This is a genomic window from Rhodohalobacter barkolensis (assembly GCF_002834295.1).
GTDB classification, from domain to species: Bacteria; Bacteroidota; Rhodothermia; order Balneolales; family Balneolaceae; genus Rhodohalobacter; species Rhodohalobacter barkolensis.
The window spans coordinates 1,290,020-1,315,121 of sequence record NZ_PISP01000001.1 but is presented as its reverse complement, the minus strand read 5'-3'; the positions used below and the strand labels follow the sequence as shown (position 1 = coordinate 1,315,121).

Annotated in this window: 25 protein-coding genes; 9 read left to right on the top strand and 16 right to left on the bottom strand. The window is 42.2% G+C overall.

The genetic code is table 11. From position 1 onward, the window contains the following. Positions 1-139: 139 nt before the first annotated feature. Positions 140-817 (bottom strand): lysophospholipid acyltransferase family protein, encoded by a 678-nt coding sequence (locus CWD77_RS05460; protein ID WP_240596665.1) that lies wholly within the window; start codon positions 815-817, stop codon positions 140-142. A gap of 227 nt (positions 818-1,044) precedes the next feature. Here CWD77_RS05460 and CWD77_RS05455 point away from each other — a divergent pair, with 227 nt between their 5' ends. Further along, positions 1,045-1,683, top strand: coding sequence for an O-methyltransferase (locus CWD77_RS05455; protein WP_101072196.1), 639 nt, complete (start codon positions 1,045-1,047; stop codon positions 1,681-1,683). 77 nt (positions 1,684-1,760) lie between these two features. On the opposite strand, the gene CWD77_RS05450 is transcribed toward CWD77_RS05455, so the two are convergent. Beyond that, entirely contained in the window at positions 1,761-2,918 is a 1,158-nt protein-coding gene (locus CWD77_RS05450; protein ID WP_101072195.1) for a THUMP domain-containing class I SAM-dependent RNA methyltransferase, read from the bottom strand. Between the two features lie 344 nt (positions 2,919-3,262). After that, positions 3,263-3,694, bottom strand: coding sequence for an FKBP-type peptidyl-prolyl cis-trans isomerase (locus tag CWD77_RS05445; protein ID WP_101072194.1), 432 nt, complete (start codon positions 3,692-3,694; stop codon positions 3,263-3,265). A 70-nt stretch (positions 3,695-3,764) separates the two neighbouring features. On the opposite strand from CWD77_RS05445, the gene CWD77_RS05440 reads away from it, so the two are divergent. Continuing rightward, positions 3,765-4,199, top strand: coding sequence for a CoA-binding protein (locus CWD77_RS05440; protein ID WP_165779081.1), 435 nt, complete (start codon positions 3,765-3,767; stop codon positions 4,197-4,199). 264 nt (positions 4,200-4,463) lie between these two features. Beyond that, the gene (locus tag CWD77_RS05435; RefSeq protein ID WP_101072192.1) at positions 4,464-5,681 is read left to right on the top strand and encodes a 6-phosphofructokinase; all 1,218 of its coding nucleotides are present in this window, start codon (positions 4,464-4,466) and stop codon (positions 5,679-5,681) included. A 66-nt stretch (positions 5,682-5,747) separates the two neighbouring features. Here the strand turns inward: CWD77_RS05435 and CWD77_RS05430 are convergent, their stop codons facing one another. After that, positions 5,748-6,473, bottom strand: coding sequence for a hypothetical protein (locus tag CWD77_RS05430; RefSeq protein WP_101072191.1), 726 nt, complete (start codon positions 6,471-6,473; stop codon positions 5,748-5,750). Between the two features lie 70 nt (positions 6,474-6,543). Here CWD77_RS05430 and CWD77_RS05425 point away from each other — a divergent pair, with 70 nt between their 5' ends. Next, a complete protein-coding gene (locus CWD77_RS05425; RefSeq protein ID WP_101072190.1) occupies positions 6,544-6,891 on the top strand; it encodes a DUF971 domain-containing protein in 348 nt (115 codons plus the stop codon). Between the two features lie 34 nt (positions 6,892-6,925). Here CWD77_RS05425 and CWD77_RS05420 read toward each other — a convergent pair whose 3' ends face one another. The 5 genes from CWD77_RS05420 to CWD77_RS05400 form a co-directional block, all read right to left on the bottom strand. Further along, the gene (locus CWD77_RS05420) at positions 6,926-9,340 is read right to left on the bottom strand and encodes a TonB-dependent receptor (RefSeq protein WP_101072189.1); all 2,415 of its coding nucleotides are present in this window, start codon (positions 9,338-9,340) and stop codon (positions 6,926-6,928) included. Positions 9,341-9,445: 105 nt separating this feature from the next. After that, positions 9,446-10,723, bottom strand: coding sequence for a sensor histidine kinase (locus CWD77_RS05415; RefSeq protein ID WP_101072188.1), 1,278 nt, complete (start codon positions 10,721-10,723; stop codon positions 9,446-9,448). Further along, on the bottom strand, positions 10,720-11,409 hold the full coding sequence (locus CWD77_RS05410) for a response regulator transcription factor (RefSeq protein WP_101072187.1): 690 nt from the start codon (positions 11,407-11,409) through the stop codon (positions 10,720-10,722). The genes CWD77_RS05415 and CWD77_RS05410 overlap by 4 nt, the downstream gene beginning before the upstream one ends. Before the next feature lie 101 nt (positions 11,410-11,510). Continuing rightward, a complete protein-coding gene (locus CWD77_RS05405) occupies positions 11,511-11,708 on the bottom strand; it encodes a DUF3185 family protein (RefSeq protein WP_206017946.1) in 198 nt (65 codons plus the stop codon). A 28-nt stretch (positions 11,709-11,736) separates the two neighbouring features. Further along, positions 11,737-12,123, bottom strand: a complete 387-nt coding sequence (locus tag CWD77_RS05400) for a hypothetical protein (RefSeq protein ID WP_101072185.1) — start codon at positions 12,121-12,123, stop codon at positions 11,737-11,739. A gap of 84 nt (positions 12,124-12,207) precedes the next feature. On the opposite strand from CWD77_RS05400, the gene CWD77_RS05395 reads away from it, so the two are divergent. Further along, on the top strand, positions 12,208-13,041 hold the full coding sequence (locus CWD77_RS05395; protein WP_101072184.1) for a hypothetical protein: 834 nt from the start codon (positions 12,208-12,210) through the stop codon (positions 13,039-13,041). Positions 13,042-13,088: 47 nt separating this feature from the next. Here CWD77_RS05395 and CWD77_RS05390 read toward each other — a convergent pair whose 3' ends face one another. The 4 genes from CWD77_RS05390 to CWD77_RS05375 form a co-directional block, all read right to left on the bottom strand. Next, a complete protein-coding gene (locus CWD77_RS05390) occupies positions 13,089-14,060 on the bottom strand; it encodes a threonine ammonia-lyase (protein WP_101072183.1) in 972 nt (323 codons plus the stop codon). 185 nt (positions 14,061-14,245) lie between these two features. Continuing rightward, complete coding sequence (locus CWD77_RS05385) at positions 14,246-14,737, bottom strand: hypothetical protein (protein WP_101072182.1); 492 nt, start codon at positions 14,735-14,737, stop codon at positions 14,246-14,248. 99 nt (positions 14,738-14,836) lie between these two features. Beyond that, positions 14,837-16,420, bottom strand: coding sequence for an amidohydrolase family protein (locus CWD77_RS05380; protein WP_101072181.1), 1,584 nt, complete (start codon positions 16,418-16,420; stop codon positions 14,837-14,839). Positions 16,421-16,793: 373 nt separating this feature from the next. Beyond that, positions 16,794-17,867, bottom strand: coding sequence for a hypothetical protein (locus CWD77_RS05375; protein WP_101072180.1), 1,074 nt, complete (start codon positions 17,865-17,867; stop codon positions 16,794-16,796). 192 nt (positions 17,868-18,059) lie between these two features. On the opposite strand from CWD77_RS05375, the gene CWD77_RS05370 reads away from it, so the two are divergent. Then, positions 18,060-19,076, top strand: a complete 1,017-nt coding sequence (locus CWD77_RS05370) for a hypothetical protein (protein WP_101072179.1) — start codon at positions 18,060-18,062, stop codon at positions 19,074-19,076. A 27-nt stretch (positions 19,077-19,103) separates the two neighbouring features. Here CWD77_RS05370 and CWD77_RS05365 read toward each other — a convergent pair whose 3' ends face one another. The 3 genes from CWD77_RS05365 to CWD77_RS05355 form a co-directional block, all read right to left on the bottom strand. After that, positions 19,104-21,353: a TonB-dependent receptor gene (locus CWD77_RS05365; RefSeq protein WP_240596663.1), complete on the bottom strand. Its 2,250-nt coding sequence runs from the start codon at positions 21,351-21,353 to the stop codon at positions 19,104-19,106. Between the two features lie 43 nt (positions 21,354-21,396). Continuing rightward, entirely contained in the window at positions 21,397-21,870 is a 474-nt protein-coding gene (locus tag CWD77_RS05360; protein WP_101072178.1) for a hypothetical protein, read from the bottom strand. Between the two features lie 106 nt (positions 21,871-21,976). Then, positions 21,977-22,279: a hypothetical protein gene (locus CWD77_RS05355; protein ID WP_101072177.1), complete on the bottom strand. Its 303-nt coding sequence runs from the start codon at positions 22,277-22,279 to the stop codon at positions 21,977-21,979. 194 nt (positions 22,280-22,473) lie between these two features. On the opposite strand from CWD77_RS05355, the gene CWD77_RS05350 reads away from it, so the two are divergent. The 3 genes from CWD77_RS05350 (at position 22,474) to CWD77_RS05340 (ending at position 24,881) form a co-directional block, all read left to right on the top strand. Continuing rightward, positions 22,474-22,812, top strand: a complete 339-nt coding sequence (locus CWD77_RS05350; RefSeq protein ID WP_101072176.1) for a hypothetical protein — start codon at positions 22,474-22,476, stop codon at positions 22,810-22,812. Then, the gene (locus tag CWD77_RS05345; RefSeq protein ID WP_240596661.1) at positions 22,790-24,280 is read left to right on the top strand and encodes a dihydrolipoyl dehydrogenase family protein; all 1,491 of its coding nucleotides are present in this window, start codon (positions 22,790-22,792) and stop codon (positions 24,278-24,280) included. The genes CWD77_RS05350 and CWD77_RS05345 overlap by 23 nt, the downstream gene beginning before the upstream one ends. Positions 24,281-24,452: 172 nt before the next feature. Next, entirely contained in the window at positions 24,453-24,881 is a 429-nt protein-coding gene (locus CWD77_RS05340) for a hypothetical protein (RefSeq protein WP_101072174.1), read from the top strand. Positions 24,882-25,102 lie beyond the last annotated feature (221 nt).

The window sequence follows — 25,102 nt, the reverse complement described above, 5'->3', positions numbered from 1 at the left end:
AATCAAAAATTTATTGATACACCATGAAAATGTATCAAATTCAAAAAACATAAAATTAGTAAGCGCAAAGTTAATGCTTTTTTACAGAGATATGCATTTAAATTGGCGGCCAACGTGTTACGCGAAGCCTTCGGGAGGATTACAATTGTTTGAATTGTTGCGGAGCCGTGTGGGATTTCTCCTGTAAATTGATCAGAATATCCTGCAACGATTTTTCAAACAGTAGCTTTAGTTCATCGGCAGTACTTTCTGCGCTAAACTTTACTGAAGGACCAACTTTAATAAAGAGTTCCGGCTTGTCATGCCGTGCGGTATGAATATAAATCCCAACCGGCACCACATCAGCTTCCGGTGTTCGGCTAGCAATCCACCCCAAACCTTTTTGAAAGTTTGGCTTTTGAGTTGAATAGGGTACAATTTTACCTTCCGGATAGATAAACAGGCTGGAGTTTTGACGTTTCATTGAGTCAACTGCATAGCGCATAGACTTGAGTGCAGCTCGGGGTTCCTCAAGGTTTACAGAAAATGCACCAATGCGGCTGAAAAATTTGTGATCCCGCATCTGTTTGTCTTCCATCAAAGCGCGCGCTTTCTGCTTAAATATTTTTTGATTGAGCAGGAGAGGAATCAAACCGTCCCACCAGGAGGTGTGGTTGAGGTAGTAAATGGTTTTGCTATCCTCTCCAGGTTGGTACTCTTGATCGATCGCGATATTTTTGAACCGTCGCCAGAAAAGATTTCGAACATAGAGATCAAAGATGGTGATAAACCATTTTGATTCGTTAGCAGGTATGAAGTCTGTTGAGGATCTATTCACGTAGAAAAAGACAGCGGGTTTTTAATCTGTGTTGCGCAGTGTTGATGAATCATCTCCCCTTGAGGGGAGTATCCCGACGGTATTTTGTCGGGGCGAGGGGTGTTCATCCCCCAGTTCACCTGACTGATGTCAGGTTCACTCCCCCCTTCGAAGGGGGACTATTTGTAATCAACTCCAATACACAGTTACAAAAATTAATATCAGATTTAAGAAAGAGTTTAAGGTACATGGAGATCACGAACAAACAAATTGCAGAATACACGGAATCGTTCACGAGTGAAGAGCCTGAGATTATCAAACAGCTGGTTAAGGCATCGGAAAACGACCTGCAGCATGTTGATATGCTGAGTGGCAGACAGACCGGGCTGCTGCTTAAAATGCTGGTGGCTATATCAGGATCAAAACGGGTTCTGGAAGTCGGGACCTTTACAGGTTATTCCGCAATCATGATGGCTGACGCACTTCCGGATGACGGTGAGCTGATTACCTGTGAAATGAACGAGCGTTACCAAATAATCTCTGAGCCATTTTTTTCAAAAGAGCCATATCGAAATAAAATTTCACAAAAACTGGGTAATGCTCTTGATCTTATTCCCAAGATTGAAAGGAAGTTTGATCTCATTTTTCTGGATGCAGATAAAGTGAACTACCCGGAGTATTATCGGCTGGCAAAGACGAAAATCAATTCCGGCGGGCTGATTGTTATAGACAATGTTCTTTGGGACGGAGATGTTTTGGAGAAAAAGAATCGAAAGGCTGCGGCCATTCATCAAATGAATGAGATCATTCGGGATGACAAAGAAGTAGAGCAACTGATGTTACCGTTGCGGGATGGCGTTACAATCGTCAGGGTTTTGAGGAAATAATTGAAACACGTTTTAAAAGAAGCCTCCCAATAGAAACATGGGAGACTCCATTTTTCTTTTTTTCAAAGCAACGGCATTTATTTACTTCCTTTATAAAGTTCGTATTCAAAGAGTTTACACTCCAGAGTAGAATTGAAAAGTGTTGTTCTTGATTTAGCCCGAAGCCCCACTTTTTTAGCCAGTGCCATATTTGCGGTAAATACATATCCGGTCTTGCCGGGGCACTCCTGCTTCATGAAATCACCGATTCCCTTGTAGAGCGGTCTCAGATCGGTTTTGTCTTCCAAGCGCATGCCGTAGGGTGGATTAAAAACCACAATGCCGTCACCGTCCGGTATGGGTGTTTTGTCGTAATCACAGGTTTCAAACTCAATCAGATGATCCACACCCGCAGTTTTTGCATTCTTTTTGGCTGCCATCACAGCGCGCGGGTCATTATCTGTTGCGATAAATTTTCCTTTCACATCTTTAACCGCACGTTTTTTGGCTTCTTCGCGAACGTTTTGATAGTACGATTCATCATAGCCCAGAATGTGCATAAAGCCGAAGTTATTTCGAAGTGATGCCGGAGCCCGGTTTAAAGCAAGCATAACAGCTTCTATGGCAATTGTACCACTACCCGTCATTGGATTTATAAAGTGCTCTTGTCCGGGTTTCCATCGGGTGGATTGCACAATGGCTGACGCCAGTGTTTCCTGCATGGGGGCGGCTACGGATGTAGTTCTGTAGTTTCTTCGGGAAAGTGACTCGCCGGATGTATCAAGAAAAATCCTTGCTCCCTGACGGTTCCAGAATAGAAAAAGTACAGTATCGTTCAAGTTTGAACCGGTATCGGGCCGCGATTCTTTTTTAAACCGGATACGATCCACAACTGCGTCTTTAACTACCAGATTTGCAAACTGATCGTTGTCGATGGTGTGATGGTCTACACGTGAGGTTACAGAAAAATACCCATCGTCAGAGATCCAGTTTTCCCATGGAATCTTTTTCACCCAGTTTCTGAGTTGGTCGGGAGACTGAATCGATTTCTCTTCCATCAGGTAGTGAACCCGGTGTGCGGTTCTCAACCAGAAATTGAGAAGAATGCAGTCGTTGAGTGATGCTTCAATTTCCACTCCGGTTACACGAGTAGAGATTGGTTTAAAACCCAGCTCAACCACCTCTTTTTCAAGCAGGGGGGCAAGTCCCAGTGGGCAGGTGATACTTACGGTGCTTTTCTTGGTAAAATCGGCCATTTTTGAATGTCTTGCTGTGGAAATTAAAAGCTGTAATCAAGTTGAAAAGTCGTGGCTCCCCTCTTGAGAGCGTACAGACAACGAAGTGTTCAACGTAGTTGTCAGGGGTGTGTTTTCATTAATTTGTGTTTATTGTTGCCAGAGAATAACTCATTACTCAATCCGACTCAATAAACGAATCAGAGTTCGGCAATCGGTACACACCACGTGTTCTTCAGAACAACGCTTCGCGTTTTCTTTCGAACCTATCCCCTCTCAAGAGGGGAGGTTTTAATGAAATAAAAAAACCCGATCCGATATACAAATGCAATCAGATCGGGTTTATAAAGTGTTACGAATTGAAATTAGTTGGCGATTTCTACCAGCTCAATCTCAAATTTCAGGTCCTGGCCTGCAAGCGGATGATTGGCATCCAAAGTCAGGTTTTCTTCTCCAACTTCAGTAATACGAACAGGAATAGGTTGACCATCCTGTTGATTTACCTGCAGCTGCATTCCAACTTGTGGTTCAACATCGTCGGGAAGCTGATCTTTTGGCACAGAGATCACTAAATCTTCTCTTGATTCTCCGTATGCTTCCTCACTTGGAATATCAACTTCTGTTGAATCACCTTCTGCCAATCCTTGAACTGCTTTTTCGAAGCCCGGGATGAGCTGTCCTTGACCCAAAGTAAATTCTAAGGGTTCTCGTTCTGCTGATGTATCAAATACCGTACCGTCTTTCAAAGTTCCGGTGTAATGTACTTTTACGGTATCTCCGTCTTTTACTTGTGACAAAATATTTCTTTATTTTTTTTGTATTGTTAATGAGTTTTAAATATAACCATTTTATTACAGAATTAAGAATTTGAGTACTCTCTTTGGTCCCTCACGGCAGAATCTGACCGAACTTTTTGAATCCATTGAAACCGTTGCAGTAATCGGCTGCTCATCAAACCCCTACAGAACGAGTCATCACATCTCTAAATATTTGCTCAACAACGGGTTTGATATAATTCCCGTAAATCCAAATGAATCAGAGGTTTTAGGGATAAAGAGTTACCCGTCTATAGATGACATTCCCGATGATGTGAAAGTAGATGTAATGAACATATTCAGAAACAAAAAGTACACGGATGAAACCGTCATAGAGATTATCGAATGGGCTGATAGAAGAGGGCAAAAACCCATTATTTGGACCCAACTTGATGTAAGTACCGACTCTGCCAAATCAAAAGCTGAAGAAGCGGCCCTGACTTACATTGAAAATCGCTGCATTATGGTCGATCATCGTTCGGTTTAACTGCCCGCTCATTTACCACTTTTCAGCGTCCATAAAATTTCCCTGCCTTTGGTAACTTGGCAAGCGTCTGAAAATTTGCAACTTCAGGCCTTTTGATATCTAATATTACAGTACAAATTTTGTACATTATTGATATACAAATCATCATAAACTGTTGCTTCAGAATTGCGTCTCGTCGATTTTATATAATTGATTGTATATTTCAATTCATGGAATTGACGGTTGATGATTCACTTTCTGACGTAAATCAAAAATTCTTTCGTTATGGCAAATATCAATAGTGGCAATAAAGTTCTGGGAATTTTAACGGGCGGGGGTGATGTACCCGGTCTTAATCCGGCAATCCGTGCTGTAACCATTCGGGCACTTCGTGAAGGTTATAAGGTGATTGGTATTCGTCGGGGATGGGGTGGCATGGTCGACATCATTCGGGATAAAGAAGCGGATAACAGCAATAACTACCTGGAGCTGACGAAAGATATTGTCAATCGAGCCGGACGAACAGGCGGTACATTTTTGCATACCTCACGAACCAATCCCAGTAAGGTCTCTAAAGATAATGTACCGGATCATTTGCGGGATAAATTTTCGGATGAAGTAAATGATCTCACTTCCGAGGTGTTGAAAAATCTCGATTATTTGGGTATCGATACACTAATACCCATTGGAGGAGATGATACGCTTAGCTATGGTGTAAGACTTCATGAGGAGGGAGTAAAAGTTGTAGCTATCCCCAAAACCATGGATAACGATGTTCCGGGAACGGATTACTGCATCGGATTCAGTACGTGTGTAACCCGGACCATTCAACTCGCAAACAATCTGCGCACACCGGCCGGTTCACACGAGCGTTTTCTTGTGATGGAGGTTTTTGGCCGCTATGCTGGCTTTACCGCAATGCTGCCTACTTTGGCAGGCGCGGCTCACCGCTGTGTGATTCCAGAGTATAAGTTTAATATGGAGCACCTGACCGAACTTCTGGTTGAAGATCGCAATACCAATCCAAGTAAATATTCTATGGTACTCATATCAGAAGGGGCCATGTTTGAGGGCGGTGAAATGGTGTTCGAAGACAACCGCGCCGACGCTTTTGGTCATAAGAAACTTGGAGGAATCGGGGATCTGGTATCGGAAGAGCTTCAAAGAATTTCGCCAAAATTTAATAATGGACGTGAGATTCGCACAGTAAATCAGAAACTTGGCTACATGGTGCGTGGCGGTGATCCCGATTCGATCGATTCCATCGCACCAATGGCATTCGGGAACCTAGCCCTGGACCTGATTCTGGAAGGTGTATCAGGGCGCTTGGTTGTGCTGAGTAATGGACGCTACAGCAACATTCCAATCGAAATTGTGACAAGCCGCAAAAAATTGGTTGATGTGGAAAAACATTACAACACAGAAAGGCTGCGTCCATTTTATCACAGATTTGAAAACCAGCCTCTATTCATCATGGCAAGTGAAATGATGAAAAATCAATAGAGTAAATTTTTGAACTGAAACGGACTATGTTGTTACAATACCGCGTAGTCCGGTTTCAGGGTATATTTAATGGTCCGTTTTTTCACCGTTGAACAATTTCTCCTGACGCTCGTCGGCAAATTCATCCATTTTAGATTTTAAAACCATTTCGATCTCTTTTCTATCGGATACGGGTATAGCCGTTGTAAACTGTTTGATCCGCTCTTCTTCCCCAACTTTCACTGTATATTCAATGGCTAGTACCGATTCTTCATGCCAATGCCATGATATGACATCCGGCCAGTGAATCAACCGATCTAATAGTAATACACCTTTAGATCGAAATTCAGGAACAGCTTTGAGCGTCCAGTTGAAAAGTCCGAATCCAATCAGTGAAAGTCCGGATGTAACACGAATTCCCGTTACAGGGAGATCTGTAAGGATTGAGGTTCTGTAGAACCCGAATATAATGAGTGCCGCTGCCAGCAGATTTGGTGCGTGATCTACCCAAAAAGAGCGATTTTGATAAAGAATGGTGCCGGAATCTGAACGGTCGCGAAATAAACGGGAAGCATACCCAAAGAAAAAACCGGCCACAGCAGTGTAGATAATCATCATGAAAGGCGCTGCAATCGATTGGGGAAAGTAACCGAATGAGTAGGCCACTATCAGCAAAGTGAAAAATAGTAGCAGAACAAGCAGGCTGTTCAATACATTGGCCGGGTTCATTTTGTCTAACGTGAAGAGCTTGAGAGAACCGGCATAAGCGGAACCAGCCAAAATGATCAGTAAAAAGAGACTTAAAATCCACATAAATGGTGCGTATATTTATTCATCCAAAGGGTTGAAACCCCTGAGCAGAAATATTCAAAATCATCAGGTAATGGACGCAAGATACAAACCGGTATCGGTAGATGTTAGTAATTCGGAACAGTTGTTTAAAGTGGAGTGGGGAGATGGTCATGTTACGGAACTGTCTCTATTTGGACTGCGAAAAAACTGTCCTTGTGTAACCTGCAGGGGCGGACATTCGGAAATGGGAAAGTACGAACCGGAACTTTTCAGAATTAAACCGACCCGTACGTATGAAATTGTGAAGGCTGAGCCTGTAGGAAATCACGCCTTGAAAATCACCTGGAATGATGGCCACAATGCCGGAATGTACAGATGGCAGTTGATTCGAGATATGGATGAAGCCGTTCAAAAACTAAGTGAAAAGAAAGAAGAATAACCTACTTTCCCTTCACAATTGCGAGCTGTTCTGATTATCGTCTGCCTTCTGAATTGAAATTATACTGAAAAGTAACCCTGAACGAACGGGATGACCAGCTGTAGTTATTGTTGGTGTAAGATGTTTCCCGAATCACTTCTCGATCACTGGTTCTGGAGTTGAAAAGATCTCTCACATTCAGTGAAATTCTCGCTTTATCATCCAATAGCTGTTTGGACAACCCGGCTCCAAAAAATGCGGAACCGCCTCTTCTTCCCTGCGTTGTCTCGCGCGGACCGCGGTAAAACATGTAGGATTGGAAATTCCAGCTCTCTAAAAATCGATATCTGACGCGTAAACGGCTGGTAAATGATTCACTGCTGCTCTCATACAGCTCGCCTTCAAACTGGCCTTCCGATTCAGATTGGAATAGGTTCATACTTCCGGACAGTTGAAATCCTTCAAATAGATCCTGATCAGCAGAGATCTCAACTCCCCAGGCGTCTTCAGTAGCAAGGTTGATCGGGAATCGTGTCGTGATACCATCTCCGTCAATGGTGTAGACACTCTCAATAACACCCGTACGATATCTATAATAAAAACTTGTGAGAACTGACCCGGTTTCCCAGCGACGCAGCCAGCCAAATTCGTAGGAGTTACCGATTTCAGGTTTTAGGTCGGGATTCCCAACTCGACGGTTTCTGGAATCCCGGATCTCAGTGAAAGGAAGTAGATAAAACGACCACGGTCGTGAAATTCGCCGGCTATAACTGATTTGTAAAGAGTTTTGCTCACTAATAGTGTAGGAAAGAAACAGACTGGGAAACAGGTTGGTGTAGTTCTGACTGCTCTCTGTTCCGGCTAAATCCAGTTTTGATTCGATATTTGTGTTTTCAGCACGGAGACCTGCCTGATACGTAAAATCCCCGGCCTGACCGGAATAGATTGCATAGAGAGCATTCACGTTCTCAATGTAGGTGAAATTATCACTTACAGTGAATTCATCTTCAGGTTCGGTCCAGGCTCCGTTAATGAATTCCTCAGAGGTGAAATCGTTATCCTCCCATTCGTAATTGATTCTCATACCGGTCTCAAACCGCCCATTTTCACCCAATGGCCTTTCATAATCCGTATCAAACCGAATTTCTCTATACTCTTCATCAGAAAAAGTTCTTCTGTTATTAAACTCTGATATGCCAATTACGTCTGTACCGGTCTGAAGAAAATCTTCACTCTCACTGCCAAATTCAAAATCGAAATCGGCAGTTAAACGATGATCGTCTCCCTCAAATCTATTTTCGTACTGTAGTCGTACATCAAAATCTCTTTCTTTGGCATCCTCAATATTTTCACGATCAATCTGTCGAAGAACGTCCCAGTTATTATCGATGGAGCGATAAATCTGATTCGCCGGTGGATTGAAATCGGTGTATAGAAGATCTCCGTCTTCATCCCCGCGTTCGAGACTAATGCGGGAGGATGCGGTTAAAATTTGATCATTGGGAAGAAAGAAATCAGCACCGAAAAAGATATTCCCTTCTCGTTCCTGTTCAGTAACATCATTATCTTCGCTGAAGAGATAAGTTGTATCTGCGCTGAAACTTTGGAATGAAGAACCTGTTTCCGGTTCATTTTCATATTCAAAGTCTAAATTCAAAAACCAGTTAATACTGTTTTTTTGATAATTCAAGTTGGTACTGATGCTGTGATCCTGAGGATATCCTGTTGTTGCCCTTACATTTCCGTTAAAACCGAGTTCGGCGTTGTCTACAAGAATGATATCGATTATTCCCGCGGTTCCCTGGGCTTCATAGCGTGCTGATGGATTGGTGATCACCTCAACAGACTCGATTAAATTGGCGGGGATACTGCTAAGTCCATCTGTTCCGCCTCGAACAAGGTTGGAAGGTCGACCGTTAATCAAAATTTGAACCCCCTGATTTCCACGCAGGCTTACATTTCCTTCAAAGTCTGTTGTGATGGAGGGTACATTGTCCAGAACATCCAGCGCAGAGCCTCCAAGACTGGTAACATCTTCACCCACATTGAAACGTCGGCTGTCAAAGTTCATTTCTACATACGACCGCTCGCCTCGAACTACAACTTCATCCAGCTCTTCCTGCCGGTCCTGCATTTCGATCCGTCCCAACTCAATAGTTTCACCGGATTCAATATCAATTTCTGTGAGATATGGATTTAGTGCGACAAATGTAATTCTGAGTCGATAGGTGCCGGGCTCCATCTCAATTTCAAATCGTCCCTCAGGGTCTGTTGCAGTACCCTCGAGAATTTCCTCAGAATCCGGGTCTGAAGTCAATATGGCTACAGTTGCGTTGGGTACACCTTGTCCTTCCGGGTTGACAACGGTACCGGTAACAGTTCCGGGATCACCATTCTGGGCGAATACTGTATTTGAAAAAAGCAGGTAGCAACTTAATAATAGCAGGGATTTTGTAATTCTGAAGCTCATTTTCAGGGGGATGTATCTTATTTATACGATATCGTTTACTATTTACTTTAAGATTAAAGTATAATCTTATTCCAAAACTGATTTAATTCTAAAGTAATTCTGAAGTTATTCGTTATTTACATTCTTTAACTGAATGGTAACCGTATGTATTGATTTATTAACTTCGTAGGAGATATCTAAGCTGTTTTGTTGAACTATTCGTTCAATAATAGCCAGCCCTAGACCAATAGAGGAGGAGTTCTGGTCTGCTTTACGGAACCGTTCAAAGAAGAGATAGGGCTCTGTTTCTGTTGGTTTTCCGCTGTTTGATATAGTTAACAGATGAGGTGTTAGTTTGATTGAAATAAAACCGTTATCCACGTTGTGTTTTATGGAATTTTGCAACAGGTTTGTCCAGAGAATATCAGCTAACGCAGGGTGGATGTTCACGATCACATTATCAGCGATATCGGTTTCGAGAGTCAAATTATTAAATTCAATGAACTCTGAGAATGTTTTAATTCCTTCCGAAATGAGGTTCGAAAAATTGACTTCATGACTATCTTCAAACTCCTCATTTTCAATTCTGGTCAGGAGGGAGAGGGATTCACTTAAGCGCGACAGTTTTTTCACGGTACGTTCAAGCGCTTCTACATGTTTGTATTGTTCTTCATTTAACGGGGTTTCGGCGAGTAGCTCGAGTTTTCCTTTTGCGATAGCCAATGGTGTTTGAAGTTCATGGGAGGCATTTTCAGAAAACTCTTTTAAATTTTGATAGTCAGATACTGCTTTGCGCGTCATATCCTCTACAAACCGATTCAGATTGTCGAACTCTTTAACTCCCGTTTTTTCTGCCGGCAGATAAGATTTACTGTTCAGCTTAAATGTCTTGATCTGATCGAGTGTTTTACGGAACGGTTTAAAGAGTCTTCCCGATACAAAATATCCGATACCAAAGGCACCCAATACCTGAAGTAGCAGTATCCAGAAAAGAATTTTTAATACGGCTTCTTTTATATCATCAGACTCAATCATGGCGCCGTAAGTAGATATGAAATACGACTCTCCATCAATAGTCCGATAGGCGGATACTTTCACATTTCGCTCATTTTGCTCCAGTCGATCATGCCAGATCAGGGTGTCCGAAACTTCCGTTTTTGGCTCCACGATGGAATCGAGTCGTTCTACTATCAGATTCCGATCTCCTTCAATTGAACGCTTTGGGTGAAATCTTCGGCCACGATCAATCAGGTAGGTCACACGGTCAATTCGTTCCAGGAATTCCCATTTAAGCTCATTGTTTATTTCATCCGTTATGATATGGTAAGAGAGAAATCCGGCGATACCGAGTACGATCAGGGTAACGGTTAGATAGATCCAAATAAATTTTGTGATCAGTTTCATAGGTATTGATTCGGTATCACAAATTTATAACCTACACTATAAACGCTCTCGATGTAGTCACTGGCACCTTCTGCCGTCATCTTTTTTCTAAGATTCTTGATATGCTGATAAACAAAGTCGAGGTTATCAAGATGATCTACATAATCACCCCATAAGTGTTCAGCTATGGTCTGTTTCGAGAGGACTCTATTTTTGTTTGAAGCAAAATAGAGCAGTAGGTCATACTCTTTAGGTGTCAAATTAAGAGGTGAATTTTCTACAGAAACAACTCTGGTTGAAGTGTTAATTTCAATATTTCCCAGATGCAAGGTGTCGGTTCCTTCGAGTTGATTTCTTCTGTGAACCGCTTTTATCCTGGCTAGAAGTTCAGGCAACTGAAAAGGTTTGGTCAGATAGTCATCCGCACCAATTTCGAGACCTGTTACTTTGTCATCCAGTGCGTTACGAGCAGATATGATAATTGAACCGGTTTGAGGGTGAACCGAAATCAAATCCCTGAGCAGCTGTAAACCGTTGCCCTTGGGGAGCATGATATCGATTAAAACCACGTCGTAAGTGTGTGACATGATTTTGTCGAAACCCTGCTCATAATCTTCAGCTGTTTCGCAGATGTAGTTTTCCCTGCTTAGGTAGGTGAGAATGTTTTCACGGAGATCCGGATTGTCTTCTACAATCAAAATTTTCATATCAAATTTAAGATATTGATAAATTCTGAAGGAAAGCTGAAGCTCCGGAATCTCGGTTATTGATGTTTTTTGGTGTTAAAAATCCAAAATGAGAGGTATCATTATTTAAAGATCTTACCTCGCACAAGACCAACCAGTCCTGCAATAGCAATTGCTGCACCACCTCCCATCATCCACATGGAGCGGTCGTCTGGCGAACCGGTTACAAATTCATTGACTTCATTACCTAAAGATTGTGTTTCCTGGTAACCGAAATAGAGGAGGACCAAACCTCCGATAAGTAGCGCAGCAGAAATCATTTTTTGCATAATATTGTCAATCAATAGTTTATGGATTACCCGCAGTATCGTAAAATTGCTCGCGTGCTTCAAGTAGTTTTAGCACACGCTCCATACATTTCTTCTTTTCGAGTACATTTTTAGTGTAAAAAAAGACTGAAGCGATAGAAAAAGCCCAGGAAAGTATGCCCAGAACAAATCGGGAAAGCCCGCCTTGCTGGCCAAATTCCACAAAGTGCATTATACTAACCAGTGAGAATGCAGCGATTGTCATAAGTACGAAAAATGCAAAAATCCTTGTTTGTCGAAGAGATTTGGACGCTAATTTTTGATACTCCTTTCTTCTGAAAAGCTCCCTTTCCTGAAACAGAAAAAAACGTTCATGCTGTTCAAGCTCCTCATGAATCATGGCAGTGAATATGTCATCTTTACGCATATAGTATTGTAAGGTATTTCAATATTTGAATTCAAATATGTAACATATCACAATCACATAAAAATCAATGAACTGTAAAGAGACATGAGAGTAAAAAAATATTACAAAACGGTGTTTACTGCCCTTTTAATAACATTACTATTTTCCGGAATTTCGTTGGCTCAACCTTCTGCCGATCGTTTAGCTGAAGAGATGATGAGCAAAAATGCGGAGTGGTTATCTGATGTTGAGACTCTGACGATGACCATGCAAATGAATGAAGGCGGCCTGATACCGGATATGACAACCCGCTATGTAAAAAAGACAAACGAAAATGGTACACCCTATCTTGATATTGAAAATGAAGACGATATGGAGATGGATTTTAGCGCCATGGCCGGCTCCGTTGACCAGATGGTTGAGCTGATTCGTGGTGCGGAAAGCATTACAGAAGAGAGTCTAAACGGTATGAATACGTATAAAATTTATGTGAATGACCGTGAACTGCTTCAATCGCTGGATCAGAGTGAAATGGAAATGGAAGAGATGGAAATTGTATTTGATTCTGCCACTTTCTGGATTGAAACTAACAACATGTATGTAAGGAAAATCTTTATGGAACAGACTGTGGAGGGTGATCAAAATATGAGTATGGAGATGAATCTGGATGATTATGAAGTTCACTCAAGCTATCCGATCCCCATGGTTATGACCATGAAGATCGGAGGTATTTCATCACAGTTCAGCGAGGAGGAGATGGCTGAAGCGAGAAAAGCTATGCGTGAAATGGAGAAACAGCTAAGCCAGATGCCGGAAGGACAAAGGGAGGCTATTGAACGTCAACTTAAACCTCAAATGGAGCAGTTTGAGCGTATGCTCGAAAGTGATGAGGGAATGACAATGAAAATGACGGTTACCGATGTAAAGGTGAACGAATAGTGATGATTTGCTCCACTTCAATCTAATCTAATTTAAAATGGCGCAGCTTATGGTTGCGCCTCTTTTTTTCCAAAGGGTAAATTTCCCAGGTCTACGTTACCGCCGGTTAGGATGATCCCTGCTTTCTTACCTTGAATATCTATTTTCCCACTCAGAATGGCTGCTAGCGGTACAGCACATGACGGTTCTATAATAATCTTCATTCGTTCCCAAATGTCTCGCATGGTTTGAATAATCATCTGCTCGGATACCGTCACAATCTCATCCACACTTTCTTGAATAGCCTGAAATGTGAGTTCCCCGATTGAAGTCCGCAAACCATCAGCTACAGTGTCGGTCCTCAAAACAGGTTCAATTTTACCGGATTTAAACGATCGGTATGCATCATCGGCCAGCTCCGGTTCACCGGCAATCACAGTGATGTCTGGCTTTAAATGTTTAGCTGTAATTCCAGTACCACTGATCAGCCCACCTCCGCCAACGGGAGCAATAATGATATCTAAATCAGGATAATCTTCAAGAAGTTCTTTTGCACAGGTTCCCTGTCCGGCTATAACGTCAGGATGGTTATAGGGATGAATAAATGTTGCACCGGTTTCATCAATGATTTTTTGAGCTGCTGCTTCGCGAGCTTCAGTTGTATTTTCACAAAATTGAATTGCTGCTCCATAATCACGGACAGCGTTAACCTTTACTTTTGGAGCGTTTTCAGGCATCACAATTGTGGCACTGTAGCCGTTCATTCTTGAAGCAAGAGCAACGGCTTGGGCGTGGTTTCCGGATGAATGTGTAACAATTCCTTTCTTTCCTTCAGATGTGGGCAGTTTTGAGATTGCATTGAATGCCCCGCGAAATTTAAAGGCTCCGACTTTCTGGAAGTTTTCGCATTTGAAGAAAATTTCACCATTTGTCCGCTCATTGAAATAGCTGGAAGTCAATACCGGTGTCCGGTGTGCATAGGGTGCAATTCGTTTGTGTGCTTCTACAATTTCAGAGTAGTCGGGAAGTTTTTGAGACATGTTTTGCTGAGTGAAAGCCGGTTGTCTATTTGTTTATGCGAGAGATTAAAAGGTGCCACAAATAATTTAAAATACTAACCAATAAAAAGTAAGATCAGAGTTCTTATCGGTTTCTTTAAACTTTAAAAACTTTGTGGCAGTAATAGTTAAAGAGCATGGATTACAAAGGTAGTCACTTATACAGTTTAGTTCAGGAAGTACCTAAAACCAATTCCACCGGTAAAGCCAAATCCAAATTCGGGGGCAACATCCAATACCGGAGCCATCTCCATATAGAAATCAAACGGGATATCCGTAAATGTGAAATTTAATCCGCCCGGCAGACGAATACCAAAAAAGTTATTGTCTATACCGATATCCTGCCAAATGTAGCGTCCGCCAACTCCGTAGTAATAGGAGAGAAAACCGATATCCCAATTCGGAGTGTTGTAACGCTTGTGCATTTGATAATCGGCGTGAATATAAAATGAGGAGGCATTTTCTCTCAGGTTGAAACTTACAACTGATGCAATTGCGGCATTGTCCGAAATCCAGCCCTGCATGGATAAACCGGCCGGTGATGTGATTTGTGCTCCAATACCGAAAGAGCGTTCATCAGTCATATCCTGTGCCTGTGCGGCAGAAAGTGCAACCGTTAAACAGATGATGACGAGTGAGGTTAGTAGTTTAGCTTTCATAGTAAATCACCTATTTGATTATTTTAGCGTTGAGTGTTCATTCCATTTTCTACTAAAAATCTATTAAAAAGATTCAGATGATTTAGAACAGGTCAATGATTACCAATCCAGTCCAGGTTGGGTAATCTCAAACCCTTCTTCATCTTTTCTCTCCTGAACTAACTGTTCAACATCTCTCAATAATTCCCTTGCATCATATACAATTCCATCTTTGATGGTATATTTCACGCCACCCACTCGCTTTAATTCATTATTGTCGTCAACGCGTATGGCTCCGGTTCCATAAAGCACTTTTATATTTTGCTGAGGATTTTCATCCACGATAACTAAATCGGCTAATTTGCCCACTTCGATGGTTCCGAGCTGGTCATCATTTCCAAGAACTCTTGCAGCCTGCAGTGAAGCTGACTGAAATATCTCCAGCGGATGAAATCCGGCTTCGCGCATCAGTTCCATTTCCCGGATGTAGGCAAATCCGTACAGTTTGAAAATATATCCTGCATCGGACCCCAGTGTAACACTTCCACCACGATTTTTGTACTCATTTACAAACTGCATCCAGAGGTTATAGTTTTGTTTCCAGGCTACTTCCTGTTCGGTACCCCAGTCAAACCAGTAAGATCCGTGTGCACGGCGATCCGGCTGGTAGAATCTCCAAAGTGAGGGAAGAGTGTACTTTTCGTGCCATTCGGCCCGGCGCTCTTTCATCAGATCACGACTCGCTTCGTATATCGTAAATGTTGGGTTGAGGTCCAGTCCCAGCTCAAGCATGCGATTCATCACCTCGTTCCATTTTTCGCTACCCGGTTCGGCGGCTTGTTCCCACAGCTGGCCTGCATTTTCAAAGCGATGTTGTTCATTACTGTAGTTATAGTCGAGAGGGTAGTCCTGAATAACGCGATCGGTAAAAAGTGCTTCAGGCAGTCCGTACCAATGAGTCAGGCCTTTGAGTCCCATTTCTGCAGTATCCAGTGCATTATTGTAGACCACAAGTGTTTGCGCGTGGTGTGCCATGGAACCCAGTCCCAGCTTATTGGCTTCCTCGAGTGTTGCTTTAAATATTTCCGGACGTGCACCAAAAAACTTTATTCCTTCTGCTCCCTGATTGTGGATGGATTGAACCCAGTCTCTGGCTTCGTCAGGAGTGTTTATACCACCTGACTGACCCATGCCAAACCCAAAGTAGGGGTAAATACGTGGTGCTGTAATTTCGTTATTCCGGCTCCGTTCAGCATGTTTCAATGTCCAGTCGCCTCCATTGAATGATCCCGGTTCACGAATTCCTGTAATACCGTGGGCAAGCCAAAGTTTGAACACATATTCAGGAACCGTACCCTGGGCACTTCCGCCAATATGTGCGTGCATATCTACAAAACCGGGCAGGATGTACATTCCTTCCGCATCAATTTCGTGATCCCCTTCTTCAGCCTGTGGTCTGCGATTTTCATTAATGGGTACACCGGGATAGCCAACATTCTGTATGCTGGTTATTCGATTTCCTTCAATTACGATATCTACCGGACCCATCGCCGGAGAACCGGTTCCGTCAATCATTGTTACACCGCGTATAATCAGGCGATCATACGGACCCTCACCTTCGGCACGGTTGGGTGCATCAGGCATTTGTGCGAAAAGAGTAGCAGTAAAGAAAAATGAAAAAAGTATAGTAGCCAGATATTTCATGAAATAGGGTTTGTTTCAAAAGGTTTCATCAATGTACGATATCAAAGATACATGAATCGTAAAAAAGTTTATAAACAGAGTGTTAAAAAGAGGAGTCCGAAGTTTTTAAAAAAAATTTGTAACAATCCGGAAGGTCGTTTCTCTTATTTGTAACAGCATAAGAACTAATCTTATCTCTGGTTAGTCAACTAGTCACTCCTATTTATGCTGAACCTAAAGCATAGGGCTCCGGAACTGAACCTTCCGGAGCTTTTCTTTTTACGGGAAGAATTGAAAAAATGATCAAATTATCCTGATCCTGATCCTGACCCGGGGAGATCAGATGTGGACAAAAGTCTTACCCTCTTGACTTCATTCTTATTCCTAAAAAGGACTAATCAACAAAGAAGAAGTTGTACTCACCGTGTTTAGGTCGTTTTGAGGACTCCATAAGTGTGGCTTCACCGCGGTAGTCGATTACTTCGCCGCCTAAAAAAGTTCGTGCAGCACGGCGGGCGATCCAGCTCAGTTCTCCCAGAACAGTGAAACGTTCATCATCGCTTGTACGTGAAACTCGAATAGAGGAGTTGTTACTCAGGTTCATGTCGATTATTCTCGGAATAGTAGATCCAAATGCTCGTTGGCTCGTAATAACCTCAAGATTTTTAACAGTGGCGTGGGTGGTTTCACCATCCATACGTGTAATCCTGTGGCCGATCGTAGAGTTGTCTCGGCCATCATTCGGAAGCATCACATAAAGCAGATCCCAATCTTCTTTGCTACTGTGGTAGATCATCCGGTAACCGCTGTGCATCAGTTGTGTTGTCGTCTCATTTTGCCACGTGTGATCCATGTAGGCTGTTCCGGATACTCTTTCCTTTTCTCCATTGATTGTTACGTGCCCTCTCGCTTTGGCGTAGGGAATATGCGTTACGATACCTACCTGTTCACCATCAATACGATACATTCCATCGCCCAGTTTATATCCGCGCTGAATGTCGGAGAGACGGAGATCGATATCATAATCAACGCCATCCTTTGATGTGTTAATCACCACACGGTGCTGTTCGGGTAGTTTACCTTCAAAATAGAGATCACGATCTTCGCGAAGCTGGAAAAGGTATTTATCCTTATCCTGAACCAATCTGGGCAGAGGGTATTCCCGCGATAGCTGATAGAGCTCTTCATTGTGGTTAAATACAGATACCCGGACACCGGTTACAGGATCCTTCATGCTTCCAAAGTTGGCTGCTGAGAAGGTGATATGCACTTTCATTCCATTTTCGAAATAAAACTGGTAGTTCCAAAACTCATTAAAATGGCTACCTTCAAGTGTTTGAGCCCATATCATATCGGAGTCAAGCGTGTTCAGTTCGCCATTTGGATTAGAAATCTGAGAGATACCCACAAATGGAAGTAACAAAGTAAGTAGTAAGAGCAGGCCTGTAACCTTCAATTGATGAATCATGATAGATGATTTAAATCTGCAATAGCCGAATTGTGTAATCTTTTTAGTCAGTTTCACTTAGCACAACGGTGAAGAAACGAAAAGGTTGTGAAACAAATATGTACACCATGTTAAATCATTTATGTTCAGAAAAGTTTCACAGCCTGACAAGATACAGCAAGTGCGTGAGAATGGTCTTTTATTTGATCTGAAATGATTGCTACCTTTGGCCAATCCTTTAAACAAAATCAAACTGCCATTAATACAGAGTCGATCAAAAAAAGCTGGGAAGAGTTTTCGCAGAGCCCCAGGGCGGTACTGTTGAAAAAGTACCTCCGGAGAGGAGTGATTCTGTTCATTGTTGGAATTATTCTGTATCAACTGTTTGATATCGGTTGGAGAGAAGTTCTCAATTCCCTGCCTACACATCCACTTTTCTATATCATATTTGGAGCTTTATATATTTCGCTGCCCGTTGCGGAGGTATTTATTTATGGTCAGGTTTGGAAGATTGGGAAATGGGAATCGTTTAAGGGATTTCTCACTAAAAGAGTGTATAACGATGAAGTGATGGGTTATTCGGGTGAATTCTATCTGTTCGTGTGGGGAAGAAAGTACCTGGACATAAAGGACAGGGAGGTTCTAAAGAATATTCGGGATAATAATATACTCTCTGCTCTGACCTCAAATCTGGTTGCATTTTCCCTGGTTGGCATTCTGGTTTTTACGGGTACAATCAACCTGGACGAGATGATTGAAGATGTGAACACTGTTTATATCATTCTGGGAACCGTAATTACAATAGTATTTACAGTATTGGCCGTTCAGTTCCGGAAATATCTCTTTTCTCTATCCCTGAAGAAATCCCTGATTATTTTCGGGATCTACATGACCCGGTTTTTGATCCATCATGGTTTAATGATTGTTCAGTGGGCAGTTGTGATTCCCAATACACCGATTACAATCTGGTTTACATTTTTGGCGATAGTGATTGTAGTGAATCGTATTCCATTTATTCCAAGCCGTGACCTGGTATTTATGTGGGCGGGCATTGAACTGTCTAAAATGCTGAATATGGCTACAGCAGCCGTTGCCGGTATGCTGTTGGTGTCAAGCGTGCTGCGCAAAATTACCAACCTGATACTTTTCCTATGGATCTCCTACAGTGATAAAAACAAGGAGTTTCAGAATCTTCAGATGAAAAACGCTGAAGAGATTATTGAAAAGTAGTAAGCTTTACCTTTTGCATTAAAGTGCTCAAAAATAGAGCCTGTACAAGAGTGATATATTACGTCCCGGTTCAGGAAATACATCTTTTAATCGGCTAAGATGGTTTTGATACGTTTCGTCCAGAATGTTATTAGCCTGAATAGAGAAGGTGTGTAAATATCCCCCGGACGAATTGAGTCTGTACTCAGCATTTGCACCCAGTAGGGTATAGGCGTCGGTTACTGACTCAAATTCCGCTAATCGGTCCTGCTTGAAGGAGTGTCGAACGTTGGCTCCAACCTGAAACGGTCCACTAACGTAAGTCAAACCTGTTTTGAAAGAGAATGGAGGAATCATCGGTAAGGGAGTTGTATCTGAGTCAAAATCGCCTGATTCCATCTCATCATCAGAAACATCACGACGTCCAACAGTAAAGGATGCAGAACTATTCAGTGTTAGATTTGAGGTGAGTTGAAACTCCATCATACCCTCTAATCCATATATTTCAGCACCAACTGATTCGTACTGATAGTCATTCAGCCTTGGAAAAAAGATATTCTGCCGACCGGTATTGCGCGGATAGATGTAGTTTTTAAATCCATTGTGATATCCGGTAAGCTCAAAGTTGGCATTGGATTTCCTAAATCTCACAAAAAGCTCTTTAGCCAAACCTCGCTCGGGATCCAGATCGGGATTTCCAATTTCGAACGAGTAGGCGGCAATGTGAGGTCCCTGAGAGTAGAGTTCTTCAATAGATGGTGCCCGGAAAGAGTGAAGAAATGTAGAACCAATCGAAAATCCGGCACCCAGGTTATAAATAGCTGTCGCAGATGATGCCAGTGAATAAAATTCACGCTGACGAATATGGCCAATACGAGAGTCCGGATTTTCACGATCCGGTTTGGCTAATACTGCATCAAACCGAGCACCGACTTCTATATGCAGCGGACCAAAATCTGCTTCCTGAATGGTAAATGCTGAAGCGCTGTAATTGTTTGCATTGATATTAAACCGGTCCAGTACCTGATAGTCTTGAAATTCACCCCAAATTCCGACTACACCGTCATTAAAAAACCATAGACTGCGGTGTGTGCCCTTCAGGTTTATATTTGCGGAGTTTTGTTTGTACTCCGTTCCAATAATTTCAGCAGACTCAAACTCACTATGATGGTAATAACGATAGGAAATTCCACTTTCAATCATTTTGAAAAAGTGATCATTGATCAGGAATTCACTTCTCGATTCAACCTGATATTTCTGCATCTCCACGTCTACTCCATTTGCGTGTCCGCCTTCAGGATCGGGCGGAATACCGTAATTAGATATAAAAGTTGAAGCAGCAAGTCCGCTGTATCCCCAGGGACGGATGTAACTCACCCCAACAGCATTGTTTGTCGTCAAATACCCGGAATTATCAATGGTACCACTGGGAGAACGGTAGTTATCACCATAGCGTCCGTTTACATCCACATTATAAACGAAATCATTTTTGGGGATGGAGACCCTGCCGGCTGCTGATATCCCGGTATTTACACTGGCTCCCTGAACGGTTGCTGTTCCGTTGATGGATGAGGGTTTATTGTTTGCGATCTGATTTCGTACCACATTGATGACACCACCGATAGCGTTAGAGCCGTAAGCAAGCGCAGCGGGGCCACGAGCGATTTCTATTTCATCTGCTCCCATAGGATCTACTGTTACAGAGTGGTCGGGAGAGGCACCGGATACATCACCGGTTCGTTCACCATCTTGTAGTATTAAAACGCGTTCGTCACCTAAACCCCGGATTACAGGTCGCGCGGGCGCCGCACCCATTGTCCGTTGATCGAAACCGGGTTGATTTGCCAGTGTTTCTGACAGGGTAGTTCCTAAATTTCTGCGTAACTGTGCCCCGGTTACTTTAATGGATGCATGTTCAAGATTGGCTCCTCCCAACTGATCTGCATCAGCTACAACTTCTATGGATTCGCCGGTAAGAACGGTGGGACTCAGTTCTAAGGTTAGGTTTGTCTCTTCTCCACCTTCAATCTCAACCCTTTGTGTTTTACTGGAATAACCGATTCTATGAACATAGAGCGAATATCTGCCTTCGGGTACATTGTGTATTTTGAAATATCCGTGCCGGTCTGTAGTTCCGGTTCGGTTAATCTCTTCCAGATGGATATAGGCAAATGGGACTGGCTCTTCGGTTTCAGAATCAATGACAAATCCTGCAACCGACCCTGTGGATTGGGATTGGCCGGCTGCAGTCATTGTCAAAAACGGAAAGAGAATTGCTGCTAATAACAGTTTTCTCATTAGGGTACTTTGATTGAATGATTAGGTGAATGAATTTATTTAATTATTCTGATTCAGATTGGGAAACTCTGACTGTAATTGGCTGAGTTTCAAAATCGGAGTGTCCGTCGTGCAACAAATCCAGGGTAACAGTTGTTTCACCAACTTCAACTGCGGTTACATTAAACTGAAATTGATTATTTCCAAGAGGGTGCTCTACCGAAATTACACCATTTTGAGAAAGAGTGTACTCCAGGCCGTACTCTGAGCCTTCGGGAGTAAACAGATCTCCATCTTCAGCAATAAACTGAACGTCAACCGGTCCTACTTCAGCACCTACCGGAAGTTCGATAGCGTCACCGGATGCGTAAGTGACAGTACCACTGTCCTGGGTAACAAGCATCTGACCATTTAAGGAAAGTTGAAGACCAACCGGAACTTCACCATGATCATCATGATCATCGTTCGAATCGCAAGAAACGGCCGTTAAAATTAATATTGCAGCTGTGAAAAGTGTTAATAAATATGACTTTTTCATGGGTATACGTATTTAGTATTGTTTGGGGTTATAGATAGATTGCATCCGTATAATTGGATAAATCCGTTTTTGTAAAAAATGGTATTATTGACCTGAAAAGGCTAAATCAGGCAAATGCAGGCGGGGCTCTTCCATCAAAGGAGGGAGAAATGGAAGACTCGTAAGAAAGTGTAGGCTGACTGTATCTGATAAGAGTCGGAGTAGAATAAATTTCAGATACAATTTTGGGTTGCGGACTGTACTTAAATGCAGACCCACAAATTACACACTGAAAATCATCTTCAACAAGCTGGTGTACAGTTTCAGTACCGGAAGTATCATCAATATGAAAGTGAATTGTAGATAATCCCGTGCCGACCAGCAGCACTAAGCCAAAAAAGAGCGATATGAAGAATCTTTTATTGTCCACTTGAGATAATTGTTGAGTGTGTATTTGAATATACACTCTTATTTACGGATAGATCAAACGAAAACTTTGTTTATTTGTTTCAACATGTAAACGTTTGACTATCATGTTTATTGGTGGATTTGAAAATAAGACAGGTTAATCTTTTATATGGTCTATAAATTATTGCTAAACAATGAATTACTTAAATATAAGTTATGGAATGGATGAATGAATTTCGGGTTTGGTTTATGAGCTTAGGGGAAACCTATGGGGTAAATCCAATAATATTTGGAGTAATTTATGTAGGCGCAATTCCATTTTTCACACTTTCTATCGCCTGGCTTGTTCGAAATTACAGGGTACAAAGATCTATCGTCTTGCCGGTACTCAGTGCATCATTCTTTTTTGTGTCGGCCTATCTCTATCTTATGATCGTCGGTGAAAATGTGCCGATTTGGGTGTATGGTGTGGTTGTGGGCATGTTGGTATATGGCGGGTGGTCTACTTTTGGTAAAGTAAAACGTGAAATCAATGAGGAAACGAATGAAGTATGAGTATGACGCTGTTGTAATAGGGGGTGGAGCTGCGGGTTTGACGGCATCGGGAATTGCAGCCAACTTTGGTGCCAAAACCATGATGGTTGAAAGGGATAAGCTGGGTGGGGATTGTACCTGGACAGGATGCATTCCGAGTAAAACCCTGATTAAAGCGGCATCTGTAGTTCATAATACGCTACAAAGTAAAAAGTACGGGATTGATATTTCCTGCGACGACTTTGATCTGTCTGAATTGATGAAACATGTTGATGAAGTGCGCAATGAAATTTACGAAGATGCAGACCGCCCGGAAATTTTTGAAAATATGGGAATTGATGTTGTTCAGGGTAGTGCATCATTTTTGGATCAGCACACTCTGAATATTGAACAATTAGACGGGACTGATCGGAAAGTCACATCAAAGTTCATCTTTATTTGTACCGGTTCTTCACCTTTTGTGCCACCAATTCCGGGGTTGGATCGTGTAGACTATTTGACCAACGAATCTCTATTTGAACTGAATAACATTCCTAAGTCGATAACTATCATCGGTGCAGGTCCCATCGGATGTGAAATGGCCCAGAGTTTTGCAAGGTTAGGACTAGAAGTGACTGTTCTGGATATGGCAGATAGGATTCTGTTGAATGATGATCCGGAATTGACAGAAATTTTAAAAACATCGATGGAGAATGAAGGGGTTACGTTTGAATTGAACGTATCGGTCCAAAAGGTTGATCCGATTGATAATGGAACCCGGGTCTTTTTTCAAAAAAATGATGAAGTTTCCAGCGTAGACAGTGATTCACTTCTTGTAGCAACCGGACGGCGACCAAATTTAGAAGGTTTGAACCTGGAAGCTGCCGGGATAAACTATTCTAAAAAAGGAATTGAAGTGAATGATTCGTGCCGAACCAGTCAGCGACACATTTATGCGGCGGGTGATGTTACCGGAAGATACCAGCTTACGCATATGAGTGACCATATGGCGAAAACAGCCGTAACCAAAGCGCTGCTAAAAGTACCGTTTAAAATTGATAAGAAACATGTGCCCTGGGTAACTTTTACGGATCCGGAATTGGGTCATGTCGGTGCTACTTTGCCTGATCTTAAAAAGAGTGGGACGTCGTTCGAAACCTATCAATTTCCATTTGTTAAAATAGACAGGGCCATCACCGACGGGAATACCACCGGTTTAATCAAGATATATGCAAAAAAGTGGAGTGGAAAAATACTGGGTGCATCTGTGGTAGGAGCGCATGCCGGGGAGATGATTTCGCAGTATGCGTTGGCTATGAAAAATGGTGTTACACTTCGGGATTTTGCGGATACGATTCATCCCTATCCAAGTTATGGTTTGGGAGCAAGGCGAGCGGCAGATCAGTGGTATATCAAAAATCAGTCGGAGACGCTTGTCAAATGGATTAAGCGTATATTCAGATACAGGGGAGAAATTCCGGATTATAGCGATCCAAACCGAATTGTTTGACACAATCTTTAAATTTGTAATGAATTTCTGTTTGTAAATCGGTTGTGTAAGCAGGATATTAAACTATCTTTGCATTTCGGTTTACTATTCATCATTTCTCAACTATTGCCGGGAACTTAGATCTGCAGAAACTTTATAAAATTATTGAAGCTCAAACTCAAACCCACTTCAAATGTATACTGGTTTAAAACATTTACACTCCTACTTCGCTTATCTTTTATTAGCTGCGCTGGTATTTTCGATTGTCTACACAATTATTCAGTTTGTTGGAAAGAAATCGTTTACGGAAAAGGTCAGGAAAGTAGCACTGATTGGATTTATTGCCACACATCTTCAGCTGTTGATAGGATTGATACTCTATCTTATTTCCCCTGTTGGCCTGTCCAATTTTTCAGGAGAAGCGATGTCTGAATCCCTCAGCCGTCTTTATATATTGGAACACCCGCTCATGATGTTGCTCGGAATTGTTTTAGTTACGGTGGGTTATATAAAAGCCAAGAAACCGGGAGATGATGCTCGCAGATTCAGAACCGTCATTATTTACTACGGACTGGGATTAATTCTGATGCTTTCCAGGATTCCATGGTCTGAATGGCTTTAAAGAATTCCCGTTAGTTGTGGCACGACTCAATTTGTGCCACAACATTTTTAGATACCCTCCTAAAATTTTTGATTCAATTCAATATTTCTTTTTGTAGCAGACATTAGGTTCTTGAAAGATTTGCAGTTACTTATATCGTCTGTTTCTTCTCTTTTCTCCAAGTAAGCCGTAAAAACGTTTAAAATTCTCTGTGCAATCGTTTTGCGGTTTGTAAATAGCAT

What these genes read in the sequence shown, in the direction of transcription:
- CWD77_RS05430 (WP_101072191.1), bottom strand. Translation starts at nt 6,473, where the DNA reads ATGTGGATTTTAAGTCTCTTTTTACTGATCATTTTGGCTGGTTCCGCT.
- CWD77_RS05420 (WP_101072189.1), bottom strand. Translation starts at nt 9,340, where the DNA reads ATGAGCTTCAGAATTACAAAATCCCTGCTATTATTAAGTTGCTACCTG.
- CWD77_RS05340 (WP_101072174.1), top strand. Translation starts at nt 24,453, where the DNA reads ATGTATACTGGTTTAAAACATTTACACTCCTACTTCGCTTATCTTTTA.
- CWD77_RS05405 (WP_206017946.1), bottom strand. Translation starts at nt 11,708, where the DNA reads ATGATTTCTGCTGCGCTACTTATCGGAGGTTTGGTCCTCCTCTATTTC.
- CWD77_RS05435 (WP_101072192.1), top strand. Translation starts at nt 4,464, where the DNA reads ATGGCAAATATCAATAGTGGCAATAAAGTTCTGGGAATTTTAACGGGC.
- CWD77_RS05375 (WP_101072180.1), bottom strand. Translation starts at nt 17,867, where the DNA reads ATGATTCATCAATTGAAGGTTACAGGCCTGCTCTTACTACTTACTTTG.
- CWD77_RS05345 (WP_240596661.1), top strand. Translation starts at nt 22,790, where the DNA reads ATGAGGAAACGAATGAAGTATGAGTATGACGCTGTTGTAATAGGGGGT.
- CWD77_RS05425 (WP_101072190.1), top strand. Translation starts at nt 6,544, where the DNA reads ATGGACGCAAGATACAAACCGGTATCGGTAGATGTTAGTAATTCGGAA.
- CWD77_RS05455 (WP_101072196.1), top strand. Translation starts at nt 1,045, where the DNA reads ATGGAGATCACGAACAAACAAATTGCAGAATACACGGAATCGTTCACG.
- CWD77_RS05385 (WP_101072182.1), bottom strand. Translation starts at nt 14,737, where the DNA reads ATGAAAGCTAAACTACTAACCTCACTCGTCATCATCTGTTTAACGGTT.
- CWD77_RS05400 (WP_101072185.1), bottom strand. Translation starts at nt 12,123, where the DNA reads ATGCGTAAAGATGACATATTCACTGCCATGATTCATGAGGAGCTTGAA.
- CWD77_RS05360 (WP_101072178.1), bottom strand. Translation starts at nt 21,870, where the DNA reads ATGAAAAAGTCATATTTATTAACACTTTTCACAGCTGCAATATTAATT.
- CWD77_RS05370 (WP_101072179.1), top strand. Translation starts at nt 18,060, where the DNA reads ATGATTGCTACCTTTGGCCAATCCTTTAAACAAAATCAAACTGCCATT.
- CWD77_RS05380 (WP_101072181.1), bottom strand. Translation starts at nt 16,420, where the DNA reads ATGAAATATCTGGCTACTATACTTTTTTCATTTTTCTTTACTGCTACT.
- CWD77_RS05395 (WP_101072184.1), top strand. Translation starts at nt 12,208, where the DNA reads ATGAGAGTAAAAAAATATTACAAAACGGTGTTTACTGCCCTTTTAATA.
- CWD77_RS05410 (WP_101072187.1), bottom strand. Translation starts at nt 11,409, where the DNA reads ATGAAAATTTTGATTGTAGAAGACAATCCGGATCTCCGTGAAAACATT.
- CWD77_RS05350 (WP_101072176.1), top strand. Translation starts at nt 22,474, where the DNA reads ATGGAATGGATGAATGAATTTCGGGTTTGGTTTATGAGCTTAGGGGAA.
- CWD77_RS05390 (WP_101072183.1), bottom strand. Translation starts at nt 14,060, where the DNA reads ATGTCTCAAAAACTTCCCGACTACTCTGAAATTGTAGAAGCACACAAA.
- CWD77_RS05365 (WP_240596663.1), bottom strand. Translation starts at nt 21,353, where the DNA reads ATGAGAAAACTGTTATTAGCAGCAATTCTCTTTCCGTTTTTGACAATG.
- CWD77_RS05450 (WP_101072195.1), bottom strand. Translation starts at nt 2,918, where the DNA reads ATGGCCGATTTTACCAAGAAAAGCACCGTAAGTATCACCTGCCCACTG.
- CWD77_RS05415 (WP_101072188.1), bottom strand. Translation starts at nt 10,723, where the DNA reads ATGAAACTGATCACAAAATTTATTTGGATCTATCTAACCGTTACCCTG.